Origin of the sequence: Pseudomonas sp. CBC3 (assembly GCF_037967085.1) — a bacterium.
Classification (GTDB): domain Bacteria; phylum Pseudomonadota; class Gammaproteobacteria; order Pseudomonadales; family Pseudomonadaceae; genus Stutzerimonas.
Genome location: NZ_JBANEO010000001.1, coordinates 1,518,889 through 1,542,096, shown reverse-complemented (window position 1 = coordinate 1,542,096; position 23,208 = coordinate 1,518,889). Strand labels below are relative to the sequence as shown.

General features: G+C 59.5%; 24 protein-coding genes and 1 pseudogene. 9 read left to right on the top strand and 16 right to left on the bottom strand.

What is annotated here, in order from left to right; genetic code table 11:
- Positions 1–228: pseudogene (locus tag V6943_RS07115) on the top strand (hypothetical protein); the annotation flags it as partial.
- Here the strand turns inward: V6943_RS07115 and tyrS are convergent.
- Positions 225–1,424 carry a tyrosine--tRNA ligase gene (tyrS, locus tag V6943_RS07110; RefSeq protein WP_340553002.1) on the bottom strand — a complete coding sequence of 400 codons (1,200 nt, stop codon included), beginning with the start codon at positions 1,422–1,424 and terminating at the stop codon, positions 225–227. The pseudogene V6943_RS07115 and the gene tyrS overlap by 4 nt on opposite strands.
- A 182-nt stretch (positions 1,425–1,606) precedes the next feature.
- Here tyrS and V6943_RS07105 point away from each other — a divergent pair, with 182 nt between their 5' ends.
- On the top strand, positions 1,607–3,004 hold the full coding sequence (locus tag V6943_RS07105; RefSeq protein WP_340553001.1) for a peptidoglycan DD-metalloendopeptidase family protein: 1,398 nt from the start codon (positions 1,607–1,609) through the stop codon (positions 3,002–3,004).
- A complete protein-coding gene (locus V6943_RS07100; RefSeq protein WP_340553000.1) occupies positions 3,004–4,095 on the top strand; it encodes an anhydro-N-acetylmuramic acid kinase in 1,092 nt (363 codons plus the stop codon). Before V6943_RS07105 ends, V6943_RS07100 begins: the two co-directional genes overlap by 1 nt.
- A 79-nt stretch (positions 4,096–4,174) precedes the next feature.
- Here V6943_RS07100 and erpA read toward each other — a convergent pair whose 3' ends face one another.
- Together erpA and argC are read right to left on the bottom strand one after the other, a co-directional pair.
- The gene (erpA, locus tag V6943_RS07095; RefSeq protein ID WP_122166900.1) at positions 4,175–4,525 is read right to left on the bottom strand and encodes an iron-sulfur cluster insertion protein ErpA; all 351 of its coding nucleotides are present in this window, start codon (positions 4,523–4,525) and stop codon (positions 4,175–4,177) included.
- A gap of 137 nt (positions 4,526–4,662) precedes the next feature.
- Positions 4,663–5,697: an N-acetyl-gamma-glutamyl-phosphate reductase gene (argC, locus tag V6943_RS07090; RefSeq protein WP_340552999.1), complete on the bottom strand. Its 1,035-nt coding sequence runs from the start codon at positions 5,695–5,697 to the stop codon at positions 4,663–4,665.
- A gap of 133 nt (positions 5,698–5,830) precedes the next feature.
- Between argC and hemJ the strand changes: the two genes are divergently transcribed.
- Entirely contained in the window at positions 5,831–6,259 is a 429-nt protein-coding gene (hemJ, locus tag V6943_RS07085; protein WP_340552998.1) for a protoporphyrinogen oxidase HemJ, read from the top strand.
- Positions 6,260–6,276: 17 nt separating this feature from the next.
- Positions 6,277–7,245 carry an NAD(P)H-dependent flavin oxidoreductase gene (locus tag V6943_RS07080; protein ID WP_340552997.1) on the top strand — a complete coding sequence of 323 codons (969 nt, stop codon included), beginning with the start codon at positions 6,277–6,279 and terminating at the stop codon, positions 7,243–7,245.
- Between the two features lie 180 nt (positions 7,246–7,425).
- Here V6943_RS07080 and V6943_RS07075 read toward each other — a convergent pair whose 3' ends face one another.
- Complete coding sequence (locus V6943_RS07075) at positions 7,426–8,901, bottom strand: AAA family ATPase (RefSeq protein WP_340552996.1); 1,476 nt, start codon at positions 8,899–8,901, stop codon at positions 7,426–7,428.
- Positions 8,902–8,981: 80 nt separating this feature from the next.
- Between V6943_RS07075 and V6943_RS07070 the strand changes: the two genes are divergently transcribed.
- Both V6943_RS07070 and coq7 read left to right on the top strand, forming a co-directional pair.
- Positions 8,982–9,323 carry a histidine triad nucleotide-binding protein gene (locus V6943_RS07070; RefSeq protein ID WP_131651848.1) on the top strand — a complete coding sequence of 114 codons (342 nt, stop codon included), beginning with the start codon at positions 8,982–8,984 and terminating at the stop codon, positions 9,321–9,323.
- A gap of 63 nt (positions 9,324–9,386) precedes the next feature.
- On the top strand, positions 9,387–10,034 hold the full coding sequence (gene coq7 / locus V6943_RS07065) for a 2-polyprenyl-3-methyl-6-methoxy-1,4-benzoquinone monooxygenase (RefSeq protein ID WP_181104454.1): 648 nt from the start codon (positions 9,387–9,389) through the stop codon (positions 10,032–10,034).
- A 114-nt stretch (positions 10,035–10,148) separates the two neighbouring features.
- Here coq7 and speD read toward each other — a convergent pair whose 3' ends face one another.
- Together speD and V6943_RS07055 are read right to left on the bottom strand one after the other, a co-directional pair.
- Positions 10,149–10,952 (bottom strand): adenosylmethionine decarboxylase, encoded by an 804-nt coding sequence (gene speD, locus V6943_RS07060; RefSeq protein ID WP_131651860.1) that lies wholly within the window; start codon positions 10,950–10,952, stop codon positions 10,149–10,151.
- A 230-nt stretch (positions 10,953–11,182) separates the two neighbouring features.
- Positions 11,183–11,605 (bottom strand): OsmC family protein, encoded by a 423-nt coding sequence (locus V6943_RS07055; RefSeq protein ID WP_019341349.1) that lies wholly within the window; start codon positions 11,603–11,605, stop codon positions 11,183–11,185.
- Between the two features lie 216 nt (positions 11,606–11,821).
- Here V6943_RS07055 and crp point away from each other — a divergent pair, with 216 nt between their 5' ends.
- The gene (gene crp / locus V6943_RS07050; RefSeq protein WP_045430655.1) at positions 11,822–12,466 is read left to right on the top strand and encodes a cAMP-activated global transcriptional regulator CRP; all 645 of its coding nucleotides are present in this window, start codon (positions 11,822–11,824) and stop codon (positions 12,464–12,466) included.
- Between the two features lie 56 nt (positions 12,467–12,522).
- Here the strand turns inward: crp and trpC are convergent, their stop codons facing one another.
- The 7 genes from trpC to gabT form a co-directional block, all read right to left on the bottom strand.
- Positions 12,523–13,359: an indole-3-glycerol phosphate synthase TrpC gene (trpC, locus tag V6943_RS07045; RefSeq protein WP_340552995.1), complete on the bottom strand. Its 837-nt coding sequence runs from the start codon at positions 13,357–13,359 to the stop codon at positions 12,523–12,525.
- Positions 13,356–14,402, bottom strand: a complete 1,047-nt coding sequence (gene trpD / locus V6943_RS07040) for an anthranilate phosphoribosyltransferase (protein ID WP_340552994.1) — start codon at positions 14,400–14,402, stop codon at positions 13,356–13,358. Before trpD ends, trpC begins: the two co-directional genes overlap by 4 nt.
- Positions 14,402–14,995 (bottom strand): aminodeoxychorismate/anthranilate synthase component II, encoded by a 594-nt coding sequence (locus tag V6943_RS07035; RefSeq protein ID WP_131651844.1) that lies wholly within the window; start codon positions 14,993–14,995, stop codon positions 14,402–14,404. Before V6943_RS07035 ends, trpD begins: the two co-directional genes overlap by 1 nt.
- Before the next feature lie 2 nt (positions 14,996–14,997).
- Complete coding sequence (trpE, locus tag V6943_RS07030; protein ID WP_340552993.1) at positions 14,998–16,482, bottom strand: anthranilate synthase component I; 1,485 nt, start codon at positions 16,480–16,482, stop codon at positions 14,998–15,000.
- A gap of 188 nt (positions 16,483–16,670) precedes the next feature.
- On the bottom strand, positions 16,671–17,372 hold the full coding sequence (locus V6943_RS07025) for a phosphoglycolate phosphatase (protein WP_131651842.1): 702 nt from the start codon (positions 17,370–17,372) through the stop codon (positions 16,671–16,673).
- A complete protein-coding gene (gene rpe, locus V6943_RS07020; RefSeq protein WP_340552992.1) occupies positions 17,369–18,043 on the bottom strand; it encodes a ribulose-phosphate 3-epimerase in 675 nt (224 codons plus the stop codon). The genes V6943_RS07025 and rpe overlap by 4 nt, the downstream gene beginning before the upstream one ends.
- A 98-nt stretch (positions 18,044–18,141) precedes the next feature.
- The gene (gabT, locus tag V6943_RS07015; RefSeq protein WP_340552991.1) at positions 18,142–19,422 is read right to left on the bottom strand and encodes a 4-aminobutyrate--2-oxoglutarate transaminase; all 1,281 of its coding nucleotides are present in this window, start codon (positions 19,420–19,422) and stop codon (positions 18,142–18,144) included.
- A 230-nt stretch (positions 19,423–19,652) separates the two neighbouring features.
- On the opposite strand from gabT, the gene V6943_RS07010 reads away from it, so the two are divergent.
- A complete protein-coding gene (locus tag V6943_RS07010; RefSeq protein WP_340552990.1) occupies positions 19,653–20,669 on the top strand; it encodes an alpha/beta hydrolase family protein in 1,017 nt (338 codons plus the stop codon).
- A 9-nt stretch (positions 20,670–20,678) separates the two neighbouring features.
- Here V6943_RS07010 and V6943_RS07005 read toward each other — a convergent pair whose 3' ends face one another.
- The 3 genes from V6943_RS07005 to V6943_RS06995 are packed head-to-tail and all read right to left on the bottom strand — an operon-like array spanning position 20,679 to position 23,140.
- Positions 20,679–21,449 (bottom strand): DnaJ domain-containing protein, encoded by a 771-nt coding sequence (locus V6943_RS07005; RefSeq protein WP_340552989.1) that lies wholly within the window; start codon positions 21,447–21,449, stop codon positions 20,679–20,681.
- Positions 21,450–22,121 carry an N-acetylmuramate alpha-1-phosphate uridylyltransferase MurU gene (murU, locus tag V6943_RS07000; RefSeq protein WP_340552988.1) on the bottom strand — a complete coding sequence of 224 codons (672 nt, stop codon included), beginning with the start codon at positions 22,119–22,121 and terminating at the stop codon, positions 21,450–21,452.
- Positions 22,118–23,140, bottom strand: a complete 1,023-nt coding sequence (locus tag V6943_RS06995; protein WP_340552987.1) for an aminoglycoside phosphotransferase family protein — start codon at positions 23,138–23,140, stop codon at positions 22,118–22,120. The genes murU and V6943_RS06995 overlap by 4 nt, the downstream gene beginning before the upstream one ends.
- Positions 23,141–23,208: the final 68 nt, after the last annotated feature.

Sequence of the window (23,208 nt, the reverse complement as noted above, 5' to 3'; positions counted from 1 at the left end):
GTCAACCGCCTCGTGAAACCGCTTTCGATCGACCTGACCGAAGCCACCAACAGGACTCAACCACCACCCTGCCAGCCCGGCGCATTCTACTCGAATTCGCCGTCCGTGCAAGCCCTAGATTTAGATAACTTCTTGATTTACAAGAGGTTTCGCCAAGGGCCTGCGCCGGAGAAGGTGCGCATTATAGGCACCCAGAAATACATGTCAACTGCGTTTTCGCCCTTTTAATCAGCCAGAAGCGAAATCCGCCCGAACGCTTTCTTGCCAGCCTGACAGACATGGCTGCGACCGAGCCTGAAGATAAACTCCCGACCAACGACCTCACCATCCACCCGCACACTGCCTGACGCAAGCAGATCACGCGCCACCGCCGCATTCTTAACCAACCCCGCACGGTTCAGCACCGAAGCGATAGGCATATCTTCAGCGGAGCGCAGCTCAATCTCTGGGATATCCTCAGGCAGTTCGCCGTCTTTCATTCTGTTGCCTGCGGAGCGATGCGCTGTAGCAGCAGCCTCTTCACCGTGAAATCGAGCAACAATCTCTTCTGCGAGCTTGATCTTTATATCGCGCGGACTGGCGCCCCGCTCTACGTCCGCCTGGAACTCTTCGATCTCCCTCATATCGCGGAAACTCAACAGCTCGAAGTAACGCCACATAAGCCCATCAGGGATCGACACCAGCTTGCTGTACATGACACCCGGCGCCTCCTGGATCCCAACGTAGTTGCCGAGCGACTTGGACATTTTCTTTACACCATCCAGCCCCTCGAGGAGCGGCATCGTGACAATGCATTGTGACTCTTGCCCATACGAGCGCTGCAGCTCACGACCCATCAAGAGATTAAATTTCTGGTCCGTACCACCAAGCTCGACATCCGCCCGAAGCGCAACGGAGTCATAGCCCTGAACCAAAGGGTAGAGAAACTCATGAATGGCTACTGGCTGATTGGTCGAGTACCGCTTACTGAAGTCATCACGCTCCAGCATTCGGGCGACCGTATACTGTGATGCCAGACGGATAAAATCCGATGGCGTCAGCTCATCCATCCAGCTTGAGTTGAAGGCGACCTCGGTCTTGGCCGGATCAAGAATCTTGAAGACTTGACTCTTATAGGTTTCCGCGTTCTCCAAAACCTGGTCACGCGTCAAAGGAGGACGGGTTGCGCTTTTGCCACTAGGGTCACCAATCATTCCGGTGAAGTCTCCTATAAGGAAGATCACCTGATGCCCCAGCTCCTGGAATTGACGCAACTTATTAATAAGCACCGTATGACCGAGATGCAAATCCGGTGCAGTAGGGTCGAAACCAGCCTTGATTCGCAGCGGGACGCCACGCTCAAGTTTGCTGGCTAGCTCTGCCTCGACGAGCACTTCATCAGCGCCCCGCTTGATTATCGACAACTGCTTTTGAACCGACTGCATCGGAGGTCTCATTCAGAAAACAAAGGCGGTAGACCTTACAAGAACGCCGGGAAAATTCAACGTTCTCGAATCTCGGTCAATGATCGGCGAGCCCTAACCAAGGGTTGCCTCGACAGCATTTTGATTATATTTTAGACAGATATTTTTCCCTGTACAAAATATCGCCAGACACCAGACATCTAATGACCTATTCAAAATCGAAAGCTCCTCTCTACCCGAAGAGTCATCTCTTGGCTGCGAGCGGTGTAGCTGCGCTTCTGAGCCTGGCACTCCTTGTATTTCCATCACGTGAAGTCGAAGCGAAAAAGACCTTTCTTGACCTTCGCCTAGAAACCACCTCGGAGCTGGCATCCCCGGAAGAAGAGCCTTTTCTGAACGAGTCACCCGAGACGCCCTTTGCCGTAATCGAAAAAACCGAACTCCAAGCATCTTTGCCAGTGCAGGGCACTACTGAAGCCGAAGCTGAAGCCAAGCCTCGCGTGAAAGAGGTGGTGGTTGCTAATGGAGATACTCTATCGACCGTATTTGCGAAGGTAGGCCTCCCTCAGTCCACCGTTCACGATGTACTGGCGAGCAGCAAGGAGGCGAAGCAGCTTGCTCGCCTTAAGGTCGGCCAGCGCCTCGAGTTCGAATTCGATGAGCAAGGCAACTTGGCTCAGCTGCGCAGCCCACTGAATAAGCTGGAAAGCGTGCAGTTGGTACGCTCCGGCGCAGGCTATGTATTTAAAAAGGAACAGTTGAAGCCAGACGTCAGTACCGCTTACGCCTATGGTCGTATCGAAAGCAGCCTGTTTCTCGCCGCGAAGCATGCAGGCCTCAGTCATAACCTGACGATGGATTTAGCCAACGTGTTCGGTTACGACATTGACTTCGCGATGGACATACGCAAGGGCGATTCCTTCGAAGTCGTATACGAAGAAAAGACAGTGGCCGGCGAGAAAGTCGGAACCGGAAACATCCTCGCGGCGCGCTTCACGAACCGAGGCAAGAGCTATACCGCAGTCCGCTACACCAACAAGCAGGGCACTAGCAGTTATTACACCGCCGACGGCCAGAGCATGCGCAAGGCTTTCATCCGTACACCGGTAGATTTCGCTCGCATCAGCTCGCGCTTTTCCAATGGGCGCAAACACCCGATTCTGAATAAGATTCGCGCCCATAAAGGCGTGGACTACGCTGCTCCGCGAGGCACTCCGATCAAGAGCGCAGGTGACGGCAAGGTACTGCTTGCAGGCCGTAAGGGTGGTTATGGTAATACCGTAGTCATTCAGCACGGCAACCGCTACCGAACTCTGTATGCCCACATGCAGGGCTTCGCCAAAGGCGTACGCAGCGGATCGTCGGTCAAGCAGGGTCAGATCATCGGATACATCGGAACGACGGGCCTGTCGACCGGCCCGCACTTGCATTACGAATTTCAAGTCGATGGCGTGCATGTCGATCCATTGGGCCTGAAGTTGCCCATGGCAGATCCAATTGCAAACAACGAAAAACAGCGCTTCGTGCAGTTGAGCAAGCCGCTGATGGCACGCATGGACGAAGAGCGTGCAACCATGCTGGCGATGCAGAACACGCAATAATGCCGTTTTACATAGGCCTCATGTCAGGCACCAGTCTGGATGGTCTGGACTTCGCGCTGATAGAGCAGAACGACCGGACAACCTTGATCGGTACGCACTATGAGGCAATGCCGCAGCAGCTTAAGCAGGACCTGCTTGATCTTTGCTCGCCCGGACCCAATGAGTTGGCTCGGGCTGCAATGGCTGAACAAGCGTGGGCTGAGCTCGCAAGCAGTGGAGTAAACAAGCTGCTCGGCAAGGCTCAGATGGATGCTAAAGCCATTCGAGCCATTGGAAGTCACGGGCAAACGATCCGACACGAACCGCAACGCGGCTTCACCATCCAGATTGGCCATCCACCTTTGCTGGCGGAGCTGACCAGCATAAGTGTTGTAGCCGATTTTCGTCGACGCGACATGGCAGCCGGCGGCCAAGGCGCCCCTTTAGTACCTGCATTCCATGAAGCCATGTTCAGCGACACGACGCGAATCCGCGCAGCACTGAATATCGGCGGGTTCAGCAATCTCAGCTTGCTCAACCCCAGCACAACAACTCATGGATTCGATTGCGGCCCTGGCAACGTGCTACTGGATGCCTGGATCCAACGCCACCAAGGCCTGGCATATGATCGAAATGGCGATTGGGCTTCCACCGGCAAAGTACACGCGCAGCTGCTTGCGAAACTGCTAGATGACAAATTCTTCGCTGCGCAGGGTCCGAAAAGCACCGGACGCGAATTGTTCAATCTGCCCTGGCTGGATACCCACCTCGCTTCATATTCGGATATGGCTGCTGCCGACGTCCAAGCTACCTTGTTGGAGCTGACGGCACGAAGCATCCGCGACTCGCTGCTTGCCAGCCAACCGGAAACGCAAGACGTCTTGGTTTGCGGCGGGGGCGCGCACAACGCAGCGCTGATGCAAAGGCTGCGAGACCTGTTACCGACATGCCTGGTAACAAGCACTACTGATTATGGTGTAGAGCCAGACTGGATCGAAGCCATGGCATTCGCCTGGCTAGCGCACTGCTGCCTGGAAGGCATCCCCGCCAACCGGCCAAGCGTGACGGGCGCTCGAGGAGCGCGAATATTGGGCGCAATCTACCCCGCCTGACGCCCACCGTTCATCATCGCGACGGACAAACAAAAACACCGTGCCAGGCACGGTGTTTTTTGTTTTTTGCGAACACGCATTAGATCGAGAAGGACTGTCCGCAACCACAGGTCGTCGTGGCGTTCGGGTTCTTGATAATGAAGCGAGAGCCTTCCAAGCCTTCCTGATAGTCGACTTCGGCCCCGGCGAGATACTGGTAGCTCATCGGATCCACCACAAGACTCACACCCTCGCGCTCGATGATGGTGTCATCTTCGGCAAGGTCTTCATCGAAGGTGAAGCCGTATTGAAAACCAGAGCAGCCGCCACCTGTAACGAAGACACGCAACTTCAGTCGCGGATTACCCTCTTCATCGACCAGACTCTTCACCTTACTCGCGGCACCCTGACTGAACTGAATCGCGGTGGGCGTGAAGGATTCGACACTCATTCGGTTCTCCTAGCGCGGGAGCGCTCATTACTGCGTTGACGCGGCATTATCGGCTTTCCCTACAAAAATGGTCAACTATTCATCCTTGAGCAACCCGTGAGATGCCCGCGCTTGAACAGCGCGACTGACGGCATTGATCAAGGCAGCAGCGCCGCGTTGCTCAAGCCGAGCCGCTCATCCAGCCCGAAGACAATGTTCATGTTCTGCAGCGCCTGACCAGAAGCACCTTTGACCAGATTGTCGATGACCGATAGCACGACAACCAAGTCGCCGCCTTGTGGACGATGGACGGCGATGCGGCACACGTTGGCGCCACGCACGCTACGGGTTTCAGGATGGCTACCGGCAGGCATCACGTCGACAAACGGCTCATTGGCGTAGCGCTGCTCATAAAGCGCCTGCAAATCTACCGTGGTGTCTGCCACCGTTGCGTAGAGCGTGGCATGGATACCGCGGATCATCGGCGTGAGATGAGGAACGAAAGTCAGCCCCACATTCCCTTTGGCTGCGCGGCGCAAGCCCTGGGTGATTTCAGGCAGGTGGCGATGACCTTTAACTGCATAAGCCATCATGCTTTCGCCCGCCTCGGTGAACAGAGAACCGATTTTCGCGGCGCGCCCGGCACCACTGACGCCCGATTTGCAGTCGGCGATCAGGCGCGATGCGTCCGCCAGGCCGTTTTCGAGGAGAGGCAGATAGCCGAGCTGGGTAGCGGTCGGATAACAACCGGGGACGGCGATCAACCGAGCACCCTTGATCTGCTCTCGATTGACCTCCGGCAGACCATAAACGGCTTCGGGTAACAGAGCCGGCGCGCCATGCGGCTGGCCATACCACTTGGCCCATTCATCGGCATCCTGAAGGCGGAAGTCCGCTGACAGATCGATGACTCTGGTCCCCGCATCCAGCAGTTCAGCCGCCAACGCATGAGCGACGCCATGGGGAGTTGCGAAAAAAACCACATCGCAAGAGCCGAGCGTTGCGGTATCAGGCACGCTGAAGGCCAGCTCGTCATAGTGGCCTCGCAGGTTCGGATACATATCCGTGACCTTAACCCCGTTCTCGGAGCGAGAGGTGATTACAGCTACTTCGGCTTGGGGGTGTTGCGCCAACAGACGCAGCAGTTCAACTCCGGTGTAGCCTGTACCGCCAACGATTCCGACTTTGACCATGAGCTGCCTCGCGCACTGGATGAAAAAGAACGACGATGATAAAGGTGCCCGCGTTCAGGGCCAACCACTCAGGTGACGCGACGACAGTCATGCCACTACTATCAGACCGATTTTCATACCAAGGACTCCCTGAATGCTCTATCTATGGCTGAAAGCCCTGCACATCGTTGCGATCGTCTGCTGGTTCGCCGGGCTGTTCTATTTGCCAAGGTTGTTCGTCTATCACGCCATGAGTGAGGACGCGACCAGCCGTGAACGATTCCAGGTAATGGAGAGAAAGCTCTATCGGGGCATCATGATGCCCTCAATGATCGCCACGCTCCTGTTCGGAATAGGAATGATCGCGCTGAACCCCACGCTGTTCAGTACCGGCGGCTGGCTGCATGCCAAACTCGCACTGGTTGTCTTGCTGATTGGCTATCACCACATCTGCGGCGCCCAGCTGAAGCGCTTCGCACGCAACGAGAATACGCGCAGTCACGTGTTCTATCGTTGGTTCAATGAGTTTCCGGTGTTGCTGTTGCTGGCCATTGTGATTCTAGTGGTCGTCAAACCATTCTGAAATCGATAGGAACCGTCATGTCGCTACCAGCACTTCTTGAGGAAAGTCTGCGTCTGCCTCTAGTGGCCGCGCCCATGTTTCTGGTATCCAACCCATCGCTCGTGGCGGCCTGCTGCCGCAACGGCGTAGTGGGCAGCTTTCCAGCACTTAATCAGCGGGAGAGCAGCGGATTTCGTGATTGGTTACAGGAAATCGACGAGCATCTCTCACCCATGCAGAAGCCTGCGCCATATGCCGTCAACCTGATCGTGCATCACAGCAACCCGCGGTTGCAGGCAGACCTTGCGATCTGCGTGGACCAGCGGGTGCCGATCGTCATCACCAGTCTCGGCGCCGTGAAAGAACTAGTGGACGCCGTACACAGCTATGGCGGTCTGGTCTTTCATGACGTCACCACGCGCCGGCATGCGGAAAAAGCCGCCGAAGCCGGTGTCGATGGCCTGATTGCGGTTGCGGCCGGGGCCGGTGGTCATGCCGGCACGTGGAGTCCTTTCGCGCTGATCGCCGAGATCCGCCAGTTCTTCGATAAAACCCTGTTGCTGTCTGGCTGCCTCAGTCATGGCCACGAAATATTCGCGGCGCAGATGCTGGGCGCTGATCTTGCGTATATGGGAACGCGCTTTATCGCCAGCCGCGAAAGCCAGGCCTCTGACGAATACAAGCAGATGCTGTTGCAGGCCCACGCGGCGGATATCGTGCACACCGCCGCAGTGTCAGGTGTACCGGCGAGCTTTCTGCGCCAAAGCCTGCAGCAAGCCGGCTACGATGAGGAACGTCTGCGATCGACAGGCAAAATGGACTACGGCGAAAAGCTCAAACCGGTAAGCGATGAAGCCAAAGCATGGAAAACCGTCTGGTCCGCAGGCCAGGGAGTCGGCGAGATAAATGACGTGCCGAGCGCCGAAGAACTGATCGCCCGCCTGGATCGCGAATACCGTGAAGCCCATCGCCAGGCGACACGGCTCGCCCAGCATTGGCAGCGGTAATAGCCACGCCAGTCGTTTCGCAAGGCTGGGCTCGAGCAGTAGCAAGGCTGCTCAATTCCGGATTAGCGATACCGCAACGCGGGGACCGATAAATGAATCACTCGGCTCACCGCCATACCGGGCAGTCGCAGAGTTCTCGCTGCGTTGCCACGCGACAAAGCGCCTGCGAGGCCGAACCAATCAGGCCACTACCGTGCGCCCCGAAGCCCAACTACGCAGATCATCCAGCGCTTCAGCCATCACGACTGAAAGCGGCGACGTCGCCCGGATGCATTCAAGCATCATGGCTTGATCCGGTTCGCGGGATTGCGCCTGCCCGGCGTAAACGGCCGAGACCACTACCTGCTCGATCTCGGCACCGGAGAAACCATCGCAAGCATTGGCCAGATTCGGCAGATCGAAACAGCCAGCATCCAGCTCGCGCCGCGCCAGATGAGTGCGGAAGATTTCGGCACGAATCGCCTCATCGGGCAGATCGACAAAGAACAGCTCATCGAAGCGCCCCTTGCGCAACAGCTCCGGCGCAAGGCGATCCACCGCGTTGGCGGTCGCCACCATGAACACCGGTGCGTCACGCTCAGCCATCCAGGTAAGCAAGGTACCCAACACCCGCTGACTGACGCCGCTATCCATATCTCCAGTGGCGAGGCCCTTTTCCAGCTCATCCATCCACAACACGCAAGGCGCCATCTGCTCGGCCAGCTTCAGCGCCTCCCGCAGATTACGCTCGGTCTCTCCGAAGAACTTGTTGTACAGACAACCGAAGTCCAGGCGCAGCAAAGGCAAGCCCCAAAGCCCCGCCACCGCTTTGGCGGCCATACTCTTGCCGCCGCCCTGCACCCCGACGAGCATCACTCCGCGAGGCATATCGGACCTGTTACCAGCAAAAAAGGCCGCCCTGCGCTCGCCCAGCCAACGCTTGAAATTACCCAACCCGCCAACATCAGCAAAGCGTGCTGTCTCGTGCTCGAAACCGAGTACGCCATCCATGTCGAGCAGCTCGAACTTCTTGCGATTGAGCTCCGGCAGATCGTCTTGAGTAATAGCTCCGTCATCACAGACCAAGCTATGCGCCAGACTGCTAGCCTCAGCGTGGCTAAGGCCCCGCAGATTCTTCACGACCTGCTGCAGCGTGCGGTTATCGGTGCGCACCCGCATCCCGCGATTGCGCTCGCTCCAACGCGTCGCCTCGTCGCGCACGATGCTCAACAACTCCTCTTCGGAGGGCAGGCTCAGACTGAACCGAGCTGCATATCGCTGAACCTCCGCCGGCAGTTTGAATGCATGCGACACCAGCACCAGCGTCGGTGCCGTCGGCCCCTGCGCCATGGCGATTTCTTTCAATAGCCGCACCACGCGTGGCTCATCGAGAAACGGATGCATATCGCAGAACACATAGAGATTGCCTAGCGGATCATGCTTGACGCGCTTCAACGCGACTTCCACCGAGCAGCTTTCGCCTGCATCCAGCGCCTCACCGCCGAACGCCAGATGCCTGAGTCCCTCGGTGACGGACCAGAGGTGAAACGCGAGACCGCGGCTGACAGCCAGCCCAGTCAGGGTTTCAAGCACCCGCCGCTCATCCCAGGATTCGATCACAACCAATCGGACCCTTGATTCAAGCACCAGCACCAGATCACGGATGTCGTTCTTCATGCGTTACCTCCCTGTAGCGGCTGACCTACCGCAAAAGCGCCTGTTACACTGCCCAATCGTTCCCATGCTGGAGAAACGCCATGGATTGTCTGTTCTGCAAGATCGTGGCTGGGGATATCCCCGCGCACAAGCTTTATGAAGATGATCAGGTCGTCGCCTTCAATGACATCGCGCCGCAGGCGCCCGTACACTTCCTCGTCATTCCGAAGAAGCACATCGCGACCCTCCATGACCTGAGCGAAGATGATGACAAAGCGCTCGCTGGTCATATCCTTTTCACGGCTCAGCGTCTCGCCGAAGAACAGGGCTGTCAGGATGGTTTTCGTGTCGTGATGAACTGCAACGACCTCGGGGGCCAGACGGTCTACCACATACATATGCATGTGCTCGGCCAGCGTCAGATGCATTGGCCGCCGGGCTGATCGCGAACTCGTCCGCACCATTTCCGATCACATCAAGGCTGCTCCGAATCACTTGGAGGCGAAATGCCCAACCAACGCCAATACTCCCCTGCCGACCGCCTGCTGATGCAAGCCGATGCGGCATTGCGAACGCTACTCCCCTTCAGCGGCCAGCCCCACCGCCCTACACCTGCGGTATTGAAGAACGAGACCGAGCTGAGCGACAGCGAAGCGCGTCACGTTGCCGGTCTGATGCGGATCAATCACACCGGCGAAGTCTGCGCACAGGCGCTGTATCAGGGGCAGGCATTGACGGCGCGATTACCGAGAGTGCGCGAAGCGATGGAGCGAGCTGCCGATGAAGAAATCGACCATCTGGCCTGGTGCGAACAGCGCATCCACCAACTGGGCAGCCATACCAGTGTGCTCAACCCGCTGTTTTATGGTCTGTCGTTCGGCATCGGCGCGTCTGCTGGCCTGATCAGCGACCGGATCAGCCTGGGCTTCGTTGCCGCGACCGAGGATCAAGTCTGCAAGCATCTCGACGAGCACCTGGAGCAGATCCCGGCGAGTGACGAGAAATCCCGAGCCATTCTGGAGCAGATGCGTACGGACGAAGCGCAGCATTCGACCGCCGCTCTCGATGCCGGTGGCTTGCGCTTCCCGGCACCCATCAAATTCGGCATGAGTCTGATGGCCAAGGTCATGACCAAAACTACCTACCGGATCTGAGCTGAAGCTGGCTCAAGCTGAGGAACGCTTGCCCTCCAGCTTGAGCTCCTTCTTGAGGCTGGCCGCCTCGCGACAGCCTTTTCCGACCTTGCAGCGCGCAGCGGGTTTATCAGCTTATCGCTGTGAGCCCGGCATATTGCGAGCGTAGAAGATTTCCAGCATCTCGTGACGCAAACGGTCTTCCACCTGCTTACGCTGCTCCGGCAGAAGATTGCTAGTGGCGTCACCGAACAGATAGTTCTCCAGCTCGAAGTCTTTCAGCAGCATCTTGGTGTGAAACAGATTCTCCTGATAAACGTTGACGTCGGTCATCTGATAGGCCGAGCGAGTGTCTTCGGAGAGATAGTTCTGAATCGAGTTGATCTCGTGATCGATGAAGTGCTTCTTGCCTTCTACATCGCGAGTGAAACCGCGCACCCGATAATCGACAGTGACGATATCCGAATCGAACTGGTGAATCAGATAATTGAGCGCCTTGAGCGGTGAGATGACGCCACAGGTGGAAACGTCGATATCCACACGGAAGGTCGCGATACCGTCGACAGGATGGATTTCGGGGTAGGTGTGAACCGTAATGTGGCTCTTGTCCAAGTGCGCCAGGATAGTATCGGGCAACGGACCGGGGGATTCCTCGATCTGGCTATCTGTCGGAGTAACGGGCTGCTCCGAGATAAGGATGGTCACGCTCGCGCCCTGCGGCTCGTAATCCTGCCGCGCAATGTTAAGAATGTTGGCACCAATGATGTCCACGACATCGGTCAGAATCTGCGTCAGCCGCTCCGCGTCATACTGTTCGTCGATGTACTGTACATACGCCTGCTGGTCTTCCTGCGTTTCGGCATAGCAGATGTCGTAAATATTGAAGCTCAAGGACTTCGTCAGGTTATTGAACCCGTGGAGCTTGAGTTTGCTTTTCACCATTGGAAACTCTCATTGATGCGGCTTACCGCGTGATTGAGCATGCCCGTCAGATACCCTGTATCTGCGTAGGACGGTATACACCTCTTCGCATTTGCGACTGTGCTGTGTTCTAAGAAACGGCCCCGTAAAAACGGGGCGCGCATTATGCAGAGTGATCGCTTGCGGTGCCAGTGCCGACGAGCATCTCGGGACAACACGCCGGCGGCGGGCGCATCGCTGCCCGACCATCAGCCGAGTTCGACGATCTCGTACTCGTGACTGATTTCCACACCCGCACGCCCGAGCATGATCGATGCAGAGCAGTATTTTTCTGCCGACAGCTCCACGGCACGCTTGACCTGCGCCTCTTTCAGACCACGGCCCTTTACGACAAAACGCAGGTGGATCTTGGTAAAAACCTTCGGATCCTCATCGGCACGCTCCGCCTCAAGGAAGGCTTCGCAGCTTTCCACTGCCTGACGGGACTTCTTCAGAATGCTTACCACATCGAAGTTACTGCAACCACCGAGCCCCAGCAGAAGCATTTCCATAGGACGAACGCCGAGATTGCGCCCGCCGTTTTCCGGAGGTCCGTCCATCACCACGACATGACCACTGCCCGACTCGCCAAGAAACATCGCTTCGCCGGCCCACTGTATGCGCGCTTTCATCGATAGACTCCGATTAAAAAGAGCGAAGCTTAACATGACCGATGTTTGCGACCGGGCACACCAATCCGACGAAATGAATGCGTTGAAGTTGATATTCGTGTCGCAGTTTTGTTGTCGACACGAACCGGTCTGTTAAGCTCCCTCGGCGCTGACAACAGAACTCAGTCACACATAATAAGAATCTGCCTTCTATTGGATATCTTCCGGGACTACAGCATGGTCGCTATTACACTCACGCCCAAGATCAAGAACATCGACAAACTACTCGCACACTGTCACCGCCGTCGCTATACCGCCAAGAGCACCATCATCTACGCGGGTGATCGAAGCGAGACGCTCTTTTTCATTGTGAAAGGCTCGGTCACTATCCTGATCGAAGATGACGATGGTCGTGAAATGATCATCGCCTACCTCAACTCCGGAGATTTCTTCGGCGAGATGGGGCTATTCGAAAAGGAGGGCTCGGAGAAGGAGCGTAGCGCGTGGGTACGCGCAAAGACCGAATGCGAGGTCGCCGAACTGAGCTACGCTAAGTTCCGTGAACTGACACAGCAGGATCCTGACATCCTCTACGCGCTCGGCAGTCAGATGGCCGAACGTTTGCGCAACACCACCCGCAAAGTAGGTGATCTGGCGTTCCTCGACGTGACCGGCCGCGTCGCCCGCACCTTGCTCGACCTTTGCAAGCAGCCCGATGCGATGACGCATCCCGATGGCATGCAGATCAAGATCACTCGTCAGGAAATAGGCCGCATCGTCGGCTGTTCCAGGGAGATGGTCGGACGCGTACTCAAGAGCCTGGAATCCCAAGGCCTTGTGCACGTCAAGGGCAAGACCATGGTGGTCTTTGGTACTCGCTGAGCGCCGCTCAGCATTGAAAAAGCCGGCTCAAGGCCGGCTTTTCAAATTCCCCGCCGTTACTCCGGATCACTGACCGGACGCGGGCGGGAGCGCCCTGGAAAGAACAAACGCTGCAGCTCGACGCCAGGTTCTTCGGCGCGCATGAAAGCTTCGCCCACTAGAAATGCGTACACCTCATTAATCTCCATCAGCTCTACATCGGCACGATGAAGAATCCCGCTCTCGGTTACCACCAGACGGTCGCGAGGCACACGAGGCAGCAGATCGAGTGTGGTTTCCAAGCTGAGTTCGAAGGTGTGCAGGTTACGGTTGTTGATCCCGAGCAAAGGGGTCTCGAGGCGCAAAGCCCGATCCAGCTCCGCTCCGTCATGCACCTCAACCAACACATCAAGCCCCTGAGCCTTTGCCGCATCAGCCAGTTCGCCCATCTGCGCGTCTTCCAGCGCCGCGACGATCAGCAAAATACAATCGGCCCCCAGCGCCCGCGCCTCGACCACTTGATAAGGATCGACCATGAAGTCCTTGCGGATCACCGGTAGCGTGCACGCAGCGCGGGCCTGCTTGAGATACTCATCGGCCCCCTGAAAGAAATCGATGTCGGTCAGCACCGACAGGCAGGTCGCACCGCCAGCCTCGTAACTCCTGGCGATGTCGGCGGGTACGAAGTCCTCGCGCAGCACGCCTTTGCTTGGCGAGGCTTTCTTTACTTCGGCGATGACTGCCGGCTGCTTATTACGAGCCTGCTCCTGCAAGCTCCGGGCGAAACCACGAACGGGGTTTGCCGCAGCCGCCAGCCGCTCGAGCTCATCCAGACCGACACGAGCACGGCGTTCGGCCACTTCCTCATGCTTGCGGGTGATGATCTTTTCTAGAACTGTCGGCACACTGCTCATTGCGATTTCTCCTGCCTGAATATCGCGCTAAAGGACACCAGTTCTTCCAACCGGTCCCGTGCCAGACCGGTGTGCAGTGCGTCATGCGCCAGCTCGACGCCCTCTTTCAGCGTGCCTGCGACATCGGCCGCGTAAAGCGCGGCGCCGGCATTCAGCACGATCATGTCGGCAGCCTTCTGACCGTTTTCGGTTTTTCGCCGGCCCAGCGCATCCCGGATCAACGTCAGCGAACCCTGAGCATCCTCGACGTTCAGGCCGATCAGGCTCTGGCTCTTGATGCCAAAATCTTCCGGCTGGATGCGGTATTCGGTGATCTCACCATTCTTCAGCTCGGCGACATGAGTCGGCGCCGCCAGACTTATTTCATCGAGACCGTCTTGTGCATGTACGACCAGCACATGCTTGCTGCCCAGACGCGCCAGCACCTCGGCCATCGGTCGGCAGAGTTCCTTGCTGAACACCCCGAGCACCTGATGCTTCACCCCGGCCGGATTGGACATCGGTCCGAGAATATTGAACAGCGTGCGCAGCCCCAGTTCGCGGCGGGGCGCGGCGGCGAACTTCATCGCACCGTGATGCGCCGGCGCGAACATGAAGCCAACACCGACCGTATCCACGCTGCGCGAGACCTGCTCAGGCGTCAGGTCCAGATACACACCCGCCGCTTCGAGCAGATCGGCGCTGCCGCTCTTGCCCGACACCGCGCGGTTTCCATGCTTGGCCACTTTGCCACCAGCGGCTGCGACAACGAACGCAGCGGCGGTCGAGACGTTGAAGATATTCATCCCGTCGCCCCCGGTGCCACAGGTATCCACCAGACGATGGGTATCGAAATGCACCGGTTCGGCAAGCTCGCGCATCACCTGCACGGCACCGACGATCTCGTCGATGGTTTCGCTCTTCATGCGCATCCCCATGAGGAACGCGCCGATCTGCGCATCGGTGCACTGGCCGGTCATGATCTGGCGCATGACGGCTTTCATTTCCTCAGTGGATAGATCCAGCTGGCCGACGATGCGACTCAGGGCTTCCTTGATATCCATCAGCGCACGCCTCCGGTCTGCTTCAGAAAATTGGCGAACAGTTCATGGCCCTGCTCGGTCAGGATGGACTCAGGATGGAACTGCACGCCCTCGACGTTCAGCGTCTTATGCCGCAGGCCCATGATTTCATCGATACCGCTGTCCTCGTTCTGGGTCCAGGCGGTGATCTCCAGACAATCGGGAAGCGTCTCGCGCTTGACCACCAGCGAGTGGTAACGGGTGACCGTCAGCGGATTGTTCAGCTCGGCGAATACTCCGGCGTTGTGATGGAAGACTGGGCTGGTCTTGCCGTGCATCACCTGTCGCGCACGCACCACATCACCGCCGAAGGCCTGACCGATGCTCTGGTGCCCGAGGCAGACGCCCAGAATCGGCAGCTTGCCCGCAAAATGGCGAATCAGCTCCAGCGAAACGCCCGCCTCGTTTGGCGTGCAGGGGCCGGGCGAGACAACGATGCGCTCGGGGTTCAGGGCTTCGATTTCGGCCACGCTCAGCTCGTCGTTGCGCACCACTTTGACGTCCGCGCCAAGCTCGCCGAGGTACTGCACGACGTTGTAAGTAAAGGAATCGTAGTTATCGAGCATCAACAGCATGATCAGTTCTCCTGCTGGTCGCGTTCAGCCAGGGCCACCGCGCGGAACATGGCGCGGCGCTTGTTGAGCGTTTCTTCCCACTCCAGCGCTGGCTGCGAGTCGGCGACGATGCCGGCGCCCGCCTGCACGTGCAGCTCGCCGTCCTTGATCACGGCGGTGCGAATCGCAATCGCGGTGTCCATGTTGCCGTTCCAGGCAAGATAGCCGACCGCGCCGCCATAGACGCCACGTTTCACCGGCTCCAGCTCATCGATGATTTCCATGGCGCGAATTTTCGGCGCACCGGACAAGGTGCCCGCCGGCAGGATCGCGCGCAATGCATCCATGGCAGTCAACGGTGCCTTGAGCTGGCCGGTGACGTTGGAGACGATGTGCATGACATTGGAGTAGCGCTCGATGATCATTTTTTCGGTCAGCCGCACCGAGCCGTTCTCGGCGACGCGACCCACGTCGTTGCGCCCCAGGTCGATCAGCATCAGGTGCTCGGCCAGCTCCTTGGCGTCGCTGAGCAGATCCTGCTCCAGCGCCAAGTCAGCTTCCTCATTAGCGCCACGCGGGCGAGTACCGGCGATCGGTCGGACCGTGACCAGGCCTTCCTCGACACGCACCAGTACTTCCGGCGACGAGCCCACCACGTGGAAATCGCCAAAATTGAAGAAGTACATATAGGGCGTCGGGTTGAAGCAACGCAGCGCGCGGTAGAGATCGATCGGCGCGGCCTTGAACGGAATCGACATGCGCTGGGAGATAACCACCTGCATGCAGTCGCCCGCGAGGATGTAGTCCTTGATGCGGTGGACGGCCTGCTCGTAGTCCTCGCGACTGAAGCTGGAGCGGAACGTCGGCTCGGTGCCGCCACTCTTTTCAAAGTCCAGGCCCAAACGCGGCGTAATCGGCTGACGCAGTTTTTCGCGTAGCGCTTGCAGCTTCGCCTGCCCAGCCTCGTAGGCCTCTGGCTGAGCCGGATCGACCAGCACGATGCAATGCAGTTTGCCGGCCAGATTGTCGAACACGACCACTGCGTCGGACACCATTAAAAGAATATCGGGCGTTCCCAGCGGATCGGAGTTAGGGCACTGCGCCAGCTTGCGCTCTACATAGCGAACGCTGTCGTAGCCGAAATAGCCGACCAACCCGCCATTGAAGCGTGGCAGCCCCTCGACCGGCGCCACGCGATAGCGCTGCTGAAAGGCTTCGACGAAGGCCAACGGGTCATCGACCTCGCAGCTCTCGGTCTCGATGCCATCGGTGGTAACGCTGATGCGGTGATCCTGCACCCGTAACACCGTGCGGCACGGCAGGCCAATGATCGAATATCGCCCCCACTTCTCCCCGCCCTGCACGGATTCGAGCAAGTAGGAGTTGGGCGCATCAGCGAGCTTGAGATAGAGCGTCAGCGGCGTGTCGAAATCGGCGATGGTTTCGAACGACAGCGGGATGCGGTTGTGGCCTTCGGCGGCCAAACGCAGGAATTCTTCGCGGGTCATGTCAGCCTCGTGGTCGGAGGAGCTACTGGTCGAATCGTGCAAACGTACCGGGCGTGCCGGCAGGAAATGTCAGGCGCGCCAGCGCCAACGGGCCAGGGCCTTGATGACATTCATCCATTGCTTGCGGGTGACCACCACGATCTGATCTCGTCTGCGGGATTTTCGGGATCTGCGGAACAGAGGCCACACTAGCGCAGCCCCGAAGCCGAAGCAACCAGCTCGCGCAGGCCGTCGAGCACCAGCGCGGGCTGCTCATTGGCGATGGGTTCGCCATGGTTGTAACCGTAGCTGAGCGCGACGCAACGGACCTCCGCAGCCCTGGCAGCCCGGACATCGTTGCGCGAATCGCCAACGAACAGCGATTGCTCGGCCGTCACGCCCGCCTTGTCCATGACCCACAACAGCGCCGCCGGGTCGGGTTTCTGCTGAGGCAGCGTGTCGCCGCCAACCAGCCATTGGAAATAACCCGCAAGGCCCTTCTCTTCTAACAGTGGTTCGATGAACTGCGCCGGCTTATTGGTGATGATCGCCAGCTTCACATCGCGCTCACGCAGCCAGTCCAAGCATTCAACGACGCCAGGATAGACGGTGGTCAGCTCATGCCCACCGGCGTAAGCCTGCATGAACAGCGCCAGCGCCTCGTCGGCCAGCTCATCGGCGACGCCGTCATGCTGCAACTGACCGGCCAACGCGCGACGTACCAGAACCTTCGAGCCATTGCCGACCCAGTCGCGCACCCGTGCCACACCGGCAGGTTCGCGCCCCAGCAGCATCAGCATCTTGTCCACCGCAGCAGCCAGATCCGGCACTGAATCCATCAACGTGCCGTCCAAATCGAACATCACCAGGCGCGGCAGCTGTCCATCGAAGAGTTGCTCGATACGGGTCATGGGCGCGCCAGCGCCAGTTCGGCACGCATCTGGTCGATCACTGCCTTGTAGTCCGGCTGATTGAAAATCGCCGACCCGGCGACGAAAGTATCGGCGCCTGCCGCGGCGATCTCGCGGATGTTCTTGGGATTGACGCCACCGTCGATCTCCAGGCGGATCTCCCGGCCGCTGGCCTCGATCAACGCACGCGCTTCACGCAGCTTGTCCAAGGTGCCGGGGATGAACTTCTGCCCACCGAAACCGGGGTTCACGCTCATCAGGAGGATCATGTCGACCTTGTCCATGACGTACTTGAGCACGTCCAGCGGCGTCGCCGGGTTGAATACCAGGCCGGCCTTGGCGCCGCCATCCTTGATCAATTGCAGCGAGCGGTCGATGTGCTCGGAGGCTTCCGGATGAAAAGTGATGTAGCTGGCGCCGGCTTCGAGGAAGTCGCCAATCATGCGATCCACCGGCTTGACCATCAGATGCACATCGATGGGTGCGGTAACGCCGTGCTTGCGCAGCGCCGAACAGACCATCGGGCCAATGGTCAGGTTGGGCACGTAGTGGTTGTCCATCACATCGAAATGGACGATGTCCGCGCCGGCGGCGAGCACGTTGTCCACTTCCTCGCCCAGACGGGCGAAATTGGCGGAAAGAATGGAGGGGGCGATGGCGAACGGCTGCATGACGACCTCGGTAGCGCGGGCGGAATGCGGCGCATTGTACCCGAGGGGCCAGTATTGCGGCGCGCCTGACGTTTATTGCCGGAACGCCGCGGGGTGGTTCAGGTCAGCTCGTCGAAGCATTCCTCAATGATTGCCAGGCCGCGTTCGAGCACCTCGTCCTCGACTGTCAGCGGCACCAGCACGCGCAGCACGTTGTAGTAGGTGCCACAGGAAAGCAGGATCAGTCCCTTTTCTCGCGCTCGCGCGACGACTTGTGCGGTCAGTGCAGCTGCGGGGCGTACATGATCGCCGCCCTCGAACAGTTCGATGGCGACCATTGCGCCCAGCCCGCGTACTTCACCGATTTCCTTGTGCCGCGCCTGGATCGCCTCCAGGCCGCCTGTGAGTTTCTCCGCCACCGCCTTACAACGGTCGAGCAGTTTCTCTTCGTCGAAGATTTCCATCACCGCCAGCGCCGCCGCGCAGGACAGCGGGTTACCTGCGTAGGTGCCGCCGAGCCCACCCGGCGCAATGGCATCCATCAGCTCGGCCTTGCCACACACGCCAGCAATCGGGAAACCCCCACCAACAGACTTGGCGAAGGTAGTGAGGTCCGCGACCACGCCCATCTGTTCCATGGCGAAGAAGGTCCCGGTACGACCGGCACCGGTCTGCACTTCATCGGCGATCAGCAGGATGCCGTGCTGGTCGCACAATTCACGCAGGCGGACCATGAAGTCCTTCGGCGCGACGTTGAAGCCGCCCTCGCCCTGCACCGGTTCGATGATGATCGCAGCGATGTCGCGCGGCTCGGCGTCGTTCTTGAAGATGCGCTCGATGCTGGCAATCGACTCGTCGACGCCGACACCATGGATCGAGCAGGGATACAGCGCGCGGAAGATACCGCCCGGCATCAGGCCCATGCCCGCCGAGTAAGGCGCGACCTTGCCGGTCAGGCCGAGCGTCATCATGGTGCGGCCGTGATAGGCGCCGGTAAAGGCGATCACCCCGGCGCGACCGGTGGCGGCGCGGGCGATCTTCACCGCATTCTCCACCGCCTCGGAGCCGGTGGTGACCAGCAGGGTCTTCTTGGCAAAATCCCCAGGCACCCGCTCATTGATTTTCTCGCACAGCTCGACATAGGGCTCGTAGGCCAGTACCTGAAAGCAGGTGTGAGTCAGTTTGTGCAGTTGCCCTTCCACCGCCTTGATGATCTTCGGGTGCAAGTGGCCAGTATTCAGCACGGCGATGCCGCCGGCGAAATCAATGAACTCACGGCCTTCAACGTCGACCACGCTGCTGTTCTTGGCATGATCGGCAAAGATCGGATGGATCTGGCCGACGCCACGGGGAACGGCGGCGACACGGCGTTGCATCAGGGATTCGTTGGTCTTGCTCATAAGCTCCTCAGTCGCCGCTCATCGTCGGCTCGGGTCGGAATGAACATCGGGAAAACGAGCGCAGCAGCATACGATGATCGACCGCCACGCCTTCAGGCGTTCGGATTACAGTAGAACGCCGTGCATTATTTTGCACGACCAATTTTCGACCGTCCTTCCGCTAGACTGCGCATCAGCATCCGAACCACACCACAGCCTCCATCAGCCCCGGCAGGACACCAGGAGTTTCAATGCCTCGTTTTCGCAATTCACTGCGTTTGCTTGCCCTCCTGACAACGACCGCGACGGCTCTATCGGTCAGCGCCACGGATGAGCCGCCTGCGCCGGAGGCGGCACCTGCGCCTGCGCCTGCGCCAATAGAACGAGCCCCCCTGCCCTCGCGCAGTGAAACCATGGCCGCCGACCTGCTGCGCCAGCTGCCTGACGCCGAGTTCGTCAGCCTGAAGGCAGGCTCCGCTGATTTCGTCGCGCTGTGGCGGCCTGCCAATGTCGGCGCGCCCAAAGGGGTGATCATCCTGCTACCGGGCGAAGGGGAAAGCGCCGATTGGCCACGCGGCATCGGCCCGCTGCGCCGCGGCTTGCCCGATCACGGCTGGCACACCCTGAGCCTCAGCCTGCCGGATTTGCCCATCCCGATCCCGATCGCCGCGCCCGAAGACCCGGCGGAGCCACCAGTCGAACAAGCCGAAACGGATGCAAAACAGCCCGCGGAAGACGAACCACCCAGCGAGGCAGGTTATCTACCCGAGGAAACCGCAGCCACGCCGGATGAGGCGCCGATCGACGCCGAGACCGATGAACCCACCGAGCCCGCAGTTGCGCAGCCGAATCAGGCCGAGCAGATCGACGAGCGCATCGAGGCGGCACTCGCCTTCGCCCGCAGCAAGCAACCAGCGGCCATCGTGCTTCTCGGTCAGGACACAGGCGGCTACTGGGCCGCACGTTATCTGCAGCAACTGGCGCCAGCCGACGTCAGGCATCTCTTGATGATCCAGCCACGCCAACCCGACGGACAGGACGAGTCACTCGCGCGATTGGTCGCGACGCTCAAACTGGCGACCGGCGACATCTATTACAGAAACAGCGCCAGCCAGCGCTCCGCGGCCCGCGAGCGGCTCGACGCAAGCCGTCGCAACAGCCATCCGGCTTATAAGCAGGTGGGGTTGCAGCCGCTGAACGGCGATCCGGAAACCGGGCAGGAACAGCTGTTGCGGCGAGTTCGTGGCTGGCTGGACAAGCAGCCGTAGGTTGACACGCTAGCGAAACCCGCGACGCTCGCGGATCAGGGTGTAGGCGTTATGCAATTCACGGGTCCGCTCAGTCGCCTCGCGAACCTGCTGCGTGGTGGCGCCGGCTCCAGCCTGCTTGTCGGGGTGATGCTTGCTGAGCAATCGCCGGTAGGCACGCTTGATCGCCTGGGGTTCGCTGTCGGCGCGCACGCCGAGCAAACGCAGGGCCTGCTCGTAGGCGCCGCCCAGATTACTCGGCGCGCCCTGACGTCTGCCACCACTGGGGTCCAGCGCCACAATGGCCGCTGCATCCCAGCCCATCCATTTGCCCCACAGCATGATCAGTTCATGCTGCCGGGCATCGATCTGCCCCTGCGCGCGCGCCATCCGCCAGCAGGCCTGCAGCACTGCCTTGGCCGTGTCATGTCGCCCCTTTAGGCGCTGCAGCGGTTCGCGTAAGCCGTCACCGCTGGACTTGCCCCGATAGAAGGCGTCGATGGCGGCGCGCTGGGCCGTCGAACTCAACTGTAGCCGCTGCATCTCGCGGCGCGCGGTCTGGATGTGCGCTTCACTGATCCGACCGCCACTTTTGGCCAGGCGACCAAGAAGGAAAAATAGCAATTCATCGCCTTGCATCAGCGCCTTGTTGCCGAGCACGCGATCACGCAGCTTGGCCCAGGAATTCAACCCGAACCGGCGATCAACTCCCTGCCCGAGCAGCGCGCCGAGCAGAGCCCCCGGAATGCTCGCGATCAGCCAACCGATCAGCGCGCCCAGCAGCGTAATGGGCCAGAACATTCAGCGTCGCGCCTCCAGGATCCGCTCGACTTCAGCCAGGCGCTCATGGGTGCCGACATCGACCCAGCGACCGGTATGGCGCTCGCCGCTGACCTGGCCAGCCGCTATTGCCCCGCGCAGCAGCGGCGCCAGTTTGAACGCGCCGGCAGTGCAATCGGCGAACAAGCGCGGGTGCAACACGGCGATGCCGCTATAGGTCAGCTTGGCTGACGATGCCTCACCTTCCACGATGTTTCCCTCAGCAAGCGCAAAGTCGCCTGCCGGATGATGCGCCGGGTTATCCACCAGCACCAGGTGCGCCAGTCGCTCCGGTGGCAATGCCAGCGCAGCGAAGTCGTAGTCGGTCCAGATATCGCCGTTGACCACCGCAAATGGCTGATCGCCCAGCAACGGCAGCGCGCGATGAATACCGCCACCCGTCTCGAGCGGCTCGCCCTCGGCCGAATAGCGGATGGATACGCCGAACTGATCACCCGCGCCCAGGTAGGCCTCGATCTGCTCGCCGAGCCAGGCATGATTGATTACCAGCTCGGTGAAGCCGGCCTCGGCCAGAGCCCGAACGTGATATTCGATCAGCGGCGTGCCACCTGCCCGCACCAATGGCTTGGGCGTATGCAACGTCAGTGGCCGTAAGCGCTCGCCTTTGCCGGCGGCAAGAATCATCGCTTTCATAGCTGTACCTGCGTACGCGGCAGGCCTTGCAGCAATTCACTCAGTTCTGCCAGCTCAGGTCGGCGCGCCGCTACCGTTTCGATATACGTGAAGAACCGCGGCACGTCGGCCAGATAGCGCGGCTTGCCGTCGCGGTGGCAGATCCGCGCAAAGATGCCAATGACCTTTAAGTGCCGCTGCAGCCCCATCAGGTCGCTGGCGCGCTGAAACGCCTCGAAATCTGCCTGAACCGGGACGCCAGCGCTACGTGCGGCCTCCCAATAATTGCGCAGCCAACCTTGCACGCGCGCCTCGGGCCAACTGAGGAAGGCATCCTTGAACAGCGAGGTGATGTCATAGGTCACCGGACCGACGACCGCGTCCTGGAAATCCAGCACGCCCGGGTTCGGTTCGCTGAGCATCAGGTTGCGCGGCATGTAATCGCGGTGCACCAGCACGCGCGGCTGCTCCAGTGCCGAGTCGATCAGCAACCGACAGATGCGCTCCCACACATCCAACTCATTCGTGCTGAAACGATGGCCCAGGTGGCGCTGCACGTACCATTCGGGAAACAGCTGAAGTTCGCGGCGCAGCAACGCCTCGTCATAGTTTGGCAGGAGCGTCGTTATCGGTGATGTCTGGAAGGCGAGCAGCGCTCGCATCGCGTCGGCGAACAGTTCATCGGCATTGGCTTCGTCGATGACGTCGAGGTACGTCTGGCGGCCCAGATCGCTCAACAGTAGGAAGCCCCGGTCCAGATCCTGCGCCAGAATCTCGGGCACGTTGACGCCCGCACTGGCCAACAGTGCGGCTACCTCAACGAACGGCCGACAGTTCTCCTGCGGCGGCGGGGCGTCCATCACGATAAAGCTGCGCCCCGGCGCCTCCCAGCGAAAGTAGCGACGGAAACTGGCATCGCTGCTGGCCGGAACCAGTGACGCCTCGGGTACACCACCCCAGCCACGACAGGCGAAAAGCTCGGCCAATCGAGGCTGCAGCCATGCCTTCAGGTCCTGCAGGCGTTGATCTTGTTGCGGCATATCAGTGCTCTCCACGGCGCTAGCCGATAGGCGGGTCATGCTTTATTATCCAGCATCTTTTTCAGCCC

Excerpts from the sequence above, each read along its gene's own strand:
- tyrS (WP_340553002.1), bottom strand. The coding sequence starts at position 1,424 with ATGCAGTCGGTTCAAAAGCAGTTGTCGATAATCAAGCGGGGCGCTGAT.
- V6943_RS07105 (WP_340553001.1), top strand. The coding sequence starts at position 1,607 with ATGACCTATTCAAAATCGAAAGCTCCTCTCTACCCGAAGAGTCATCTC.
- V6943_RS07100 (WP_340553000.1), top strand. The coding sequence starts at position 3,004 with ATGCCGTTTTACATAGGCCTCATGTCAGGCACCAGTCTGGATGGTCTG.
- erpA (WP_122166900.1), bottom strand. The coding sequence starts at position 4,525 with ATGAGTGTCGAATCCTTCACGCCCACCGCGATTCAGTTCAGTCAGGGT.
- argC (WP_340552999.1), bottom strand. The coding sequence starts at position 5,697 with ATGGTCAAAGTCGGAATCGTTGGCGGTACAGGCTACACCGGAGTTGAA.
- hemJ (WP_340552998.1), top strand. The coding sequence starts at position 5,831 with ATGCTCTATCTATGGCTGAAAGCCCTGCACATCGTTGCGATCGTCTGC.
- V6943_RS07080 (WP_340552997.1), top strand. The coding sequence starts at position 6,277 with ATGTCGCTACCAGCACTTCTTGAGGAAAGTCTGCGTCTGCCTCTAGTG.
- V6943_RS07075 (WP_340552996.1), bottom strand. The coding sequence starts at position 8,901 with ATGAAGAACGACATCCGTGATCTGGTGCTGGTGCTTGAATCAAGGGTC.
- V6943_RS07070 (WP_131651848.1), top strand. The coding sequence starts at position 8,982 with ATGGATTGTCTGTTCTGCAAGATCGTGGCTGGGGATATCCCCGCGCAC.
- coq7 (WP_181104454.1), top strand. The coding sequence starts at position 9,387 with ATGCCCAACCAACGCCAATACTCCCCTGCCGACCGCCTGCTGATGCAA.
- V6943_RS07055 (WP_019341349.1), bottom strand. The coding sequence starts at position 11,605 with ATGAAAGCGCGCATACAGTGGGCCGGCGAAGCGATGTTTCTTGGCGAG.
- crp (WP_045430655.1), top strand. The coding sequence starts at position 11,822 with ATGGTCGCTATTACACTCACGCCCAAGATCAAGAACATCGACAAACTA.
- trpC (WP_340552995.1), bottom strand. The coding sequence starts at position 13,359 with ATGAGCAGTGTGCCGACAGTTCTAGAAAAGATCATCACCCGCAAGCAT.
- trpD (WP_340552994.1), bottom strand. The coding sequence starts at position 14,402 with ATGGATATCAAGGAAGCCCTGAGTCGCATCGTCGGCCAGCTGGATCTA.
- V6943_RS07035 (WP_131651844.1), bottom strand. The coding sequence starts at position 14,995 with ATGCTGTTGATGCTCGATAACTACGATTCCTTTACTTACAACGTCGTG.
- trpE (WP_340552993.1), bottom strand. The coding sequence starts at position 16,482 with ATGACCCGCGAAGAATTCCTGCGTTTGGCCGCCGAAGGCCACAACCGC.
- V6943_RS07025 (WP_131651842.1), bottom strand. The coding sequence starts at position 17,372 with ATGACCCGTATCGAGCAACTCTTCGATGGACAGCTGCCGCGCCTGGTG.
- rpe (WP_340552992.1), bottom strand. The coding sequence starts at position 18,043 with ATGCAGCCGTTCGCCATCGCCCCCTCCATTCTTTCCGCCAATTTCGCC.
- gabT (WP_340552991.1), bottom strand. The coding sequence starts at position 19,422 with ATGAGCAAGACCAACGAATCCCTGATGCAACGCCGTGTCGCCGCCGTT.
- V6943_RS07010 (WP_340552990.1), top strand. The coding sequence starts at position 19,653 with ATGCCTCGTTTTCGCAATTCACTGCGTTTGCTTGCCCTCCTGACAACG.
- V6943_RS07005 (WP_340552989.1), bottom strand. The coding sequence starts at position 21,449 with ATGTTCTGGCCCATTACGCTGCTGGGCGCGCTGATCGGTTGGCTGATC.
- murU (WP_340552988.1), bottom strand. The coding sequence starts at position 22,121 with ATGAAAGCGATGATTCTTGCCGCCGGCAAAGGCGAGCGCTTACGGCCA.
- V6943_RS06995 (WP_340552987.1), bottom strand. The coding sequence starts at position 23,140 with ATGCCGCAACAAGATCAACGCCTGCAGGACCTGAAGGCATGGCTGCAG.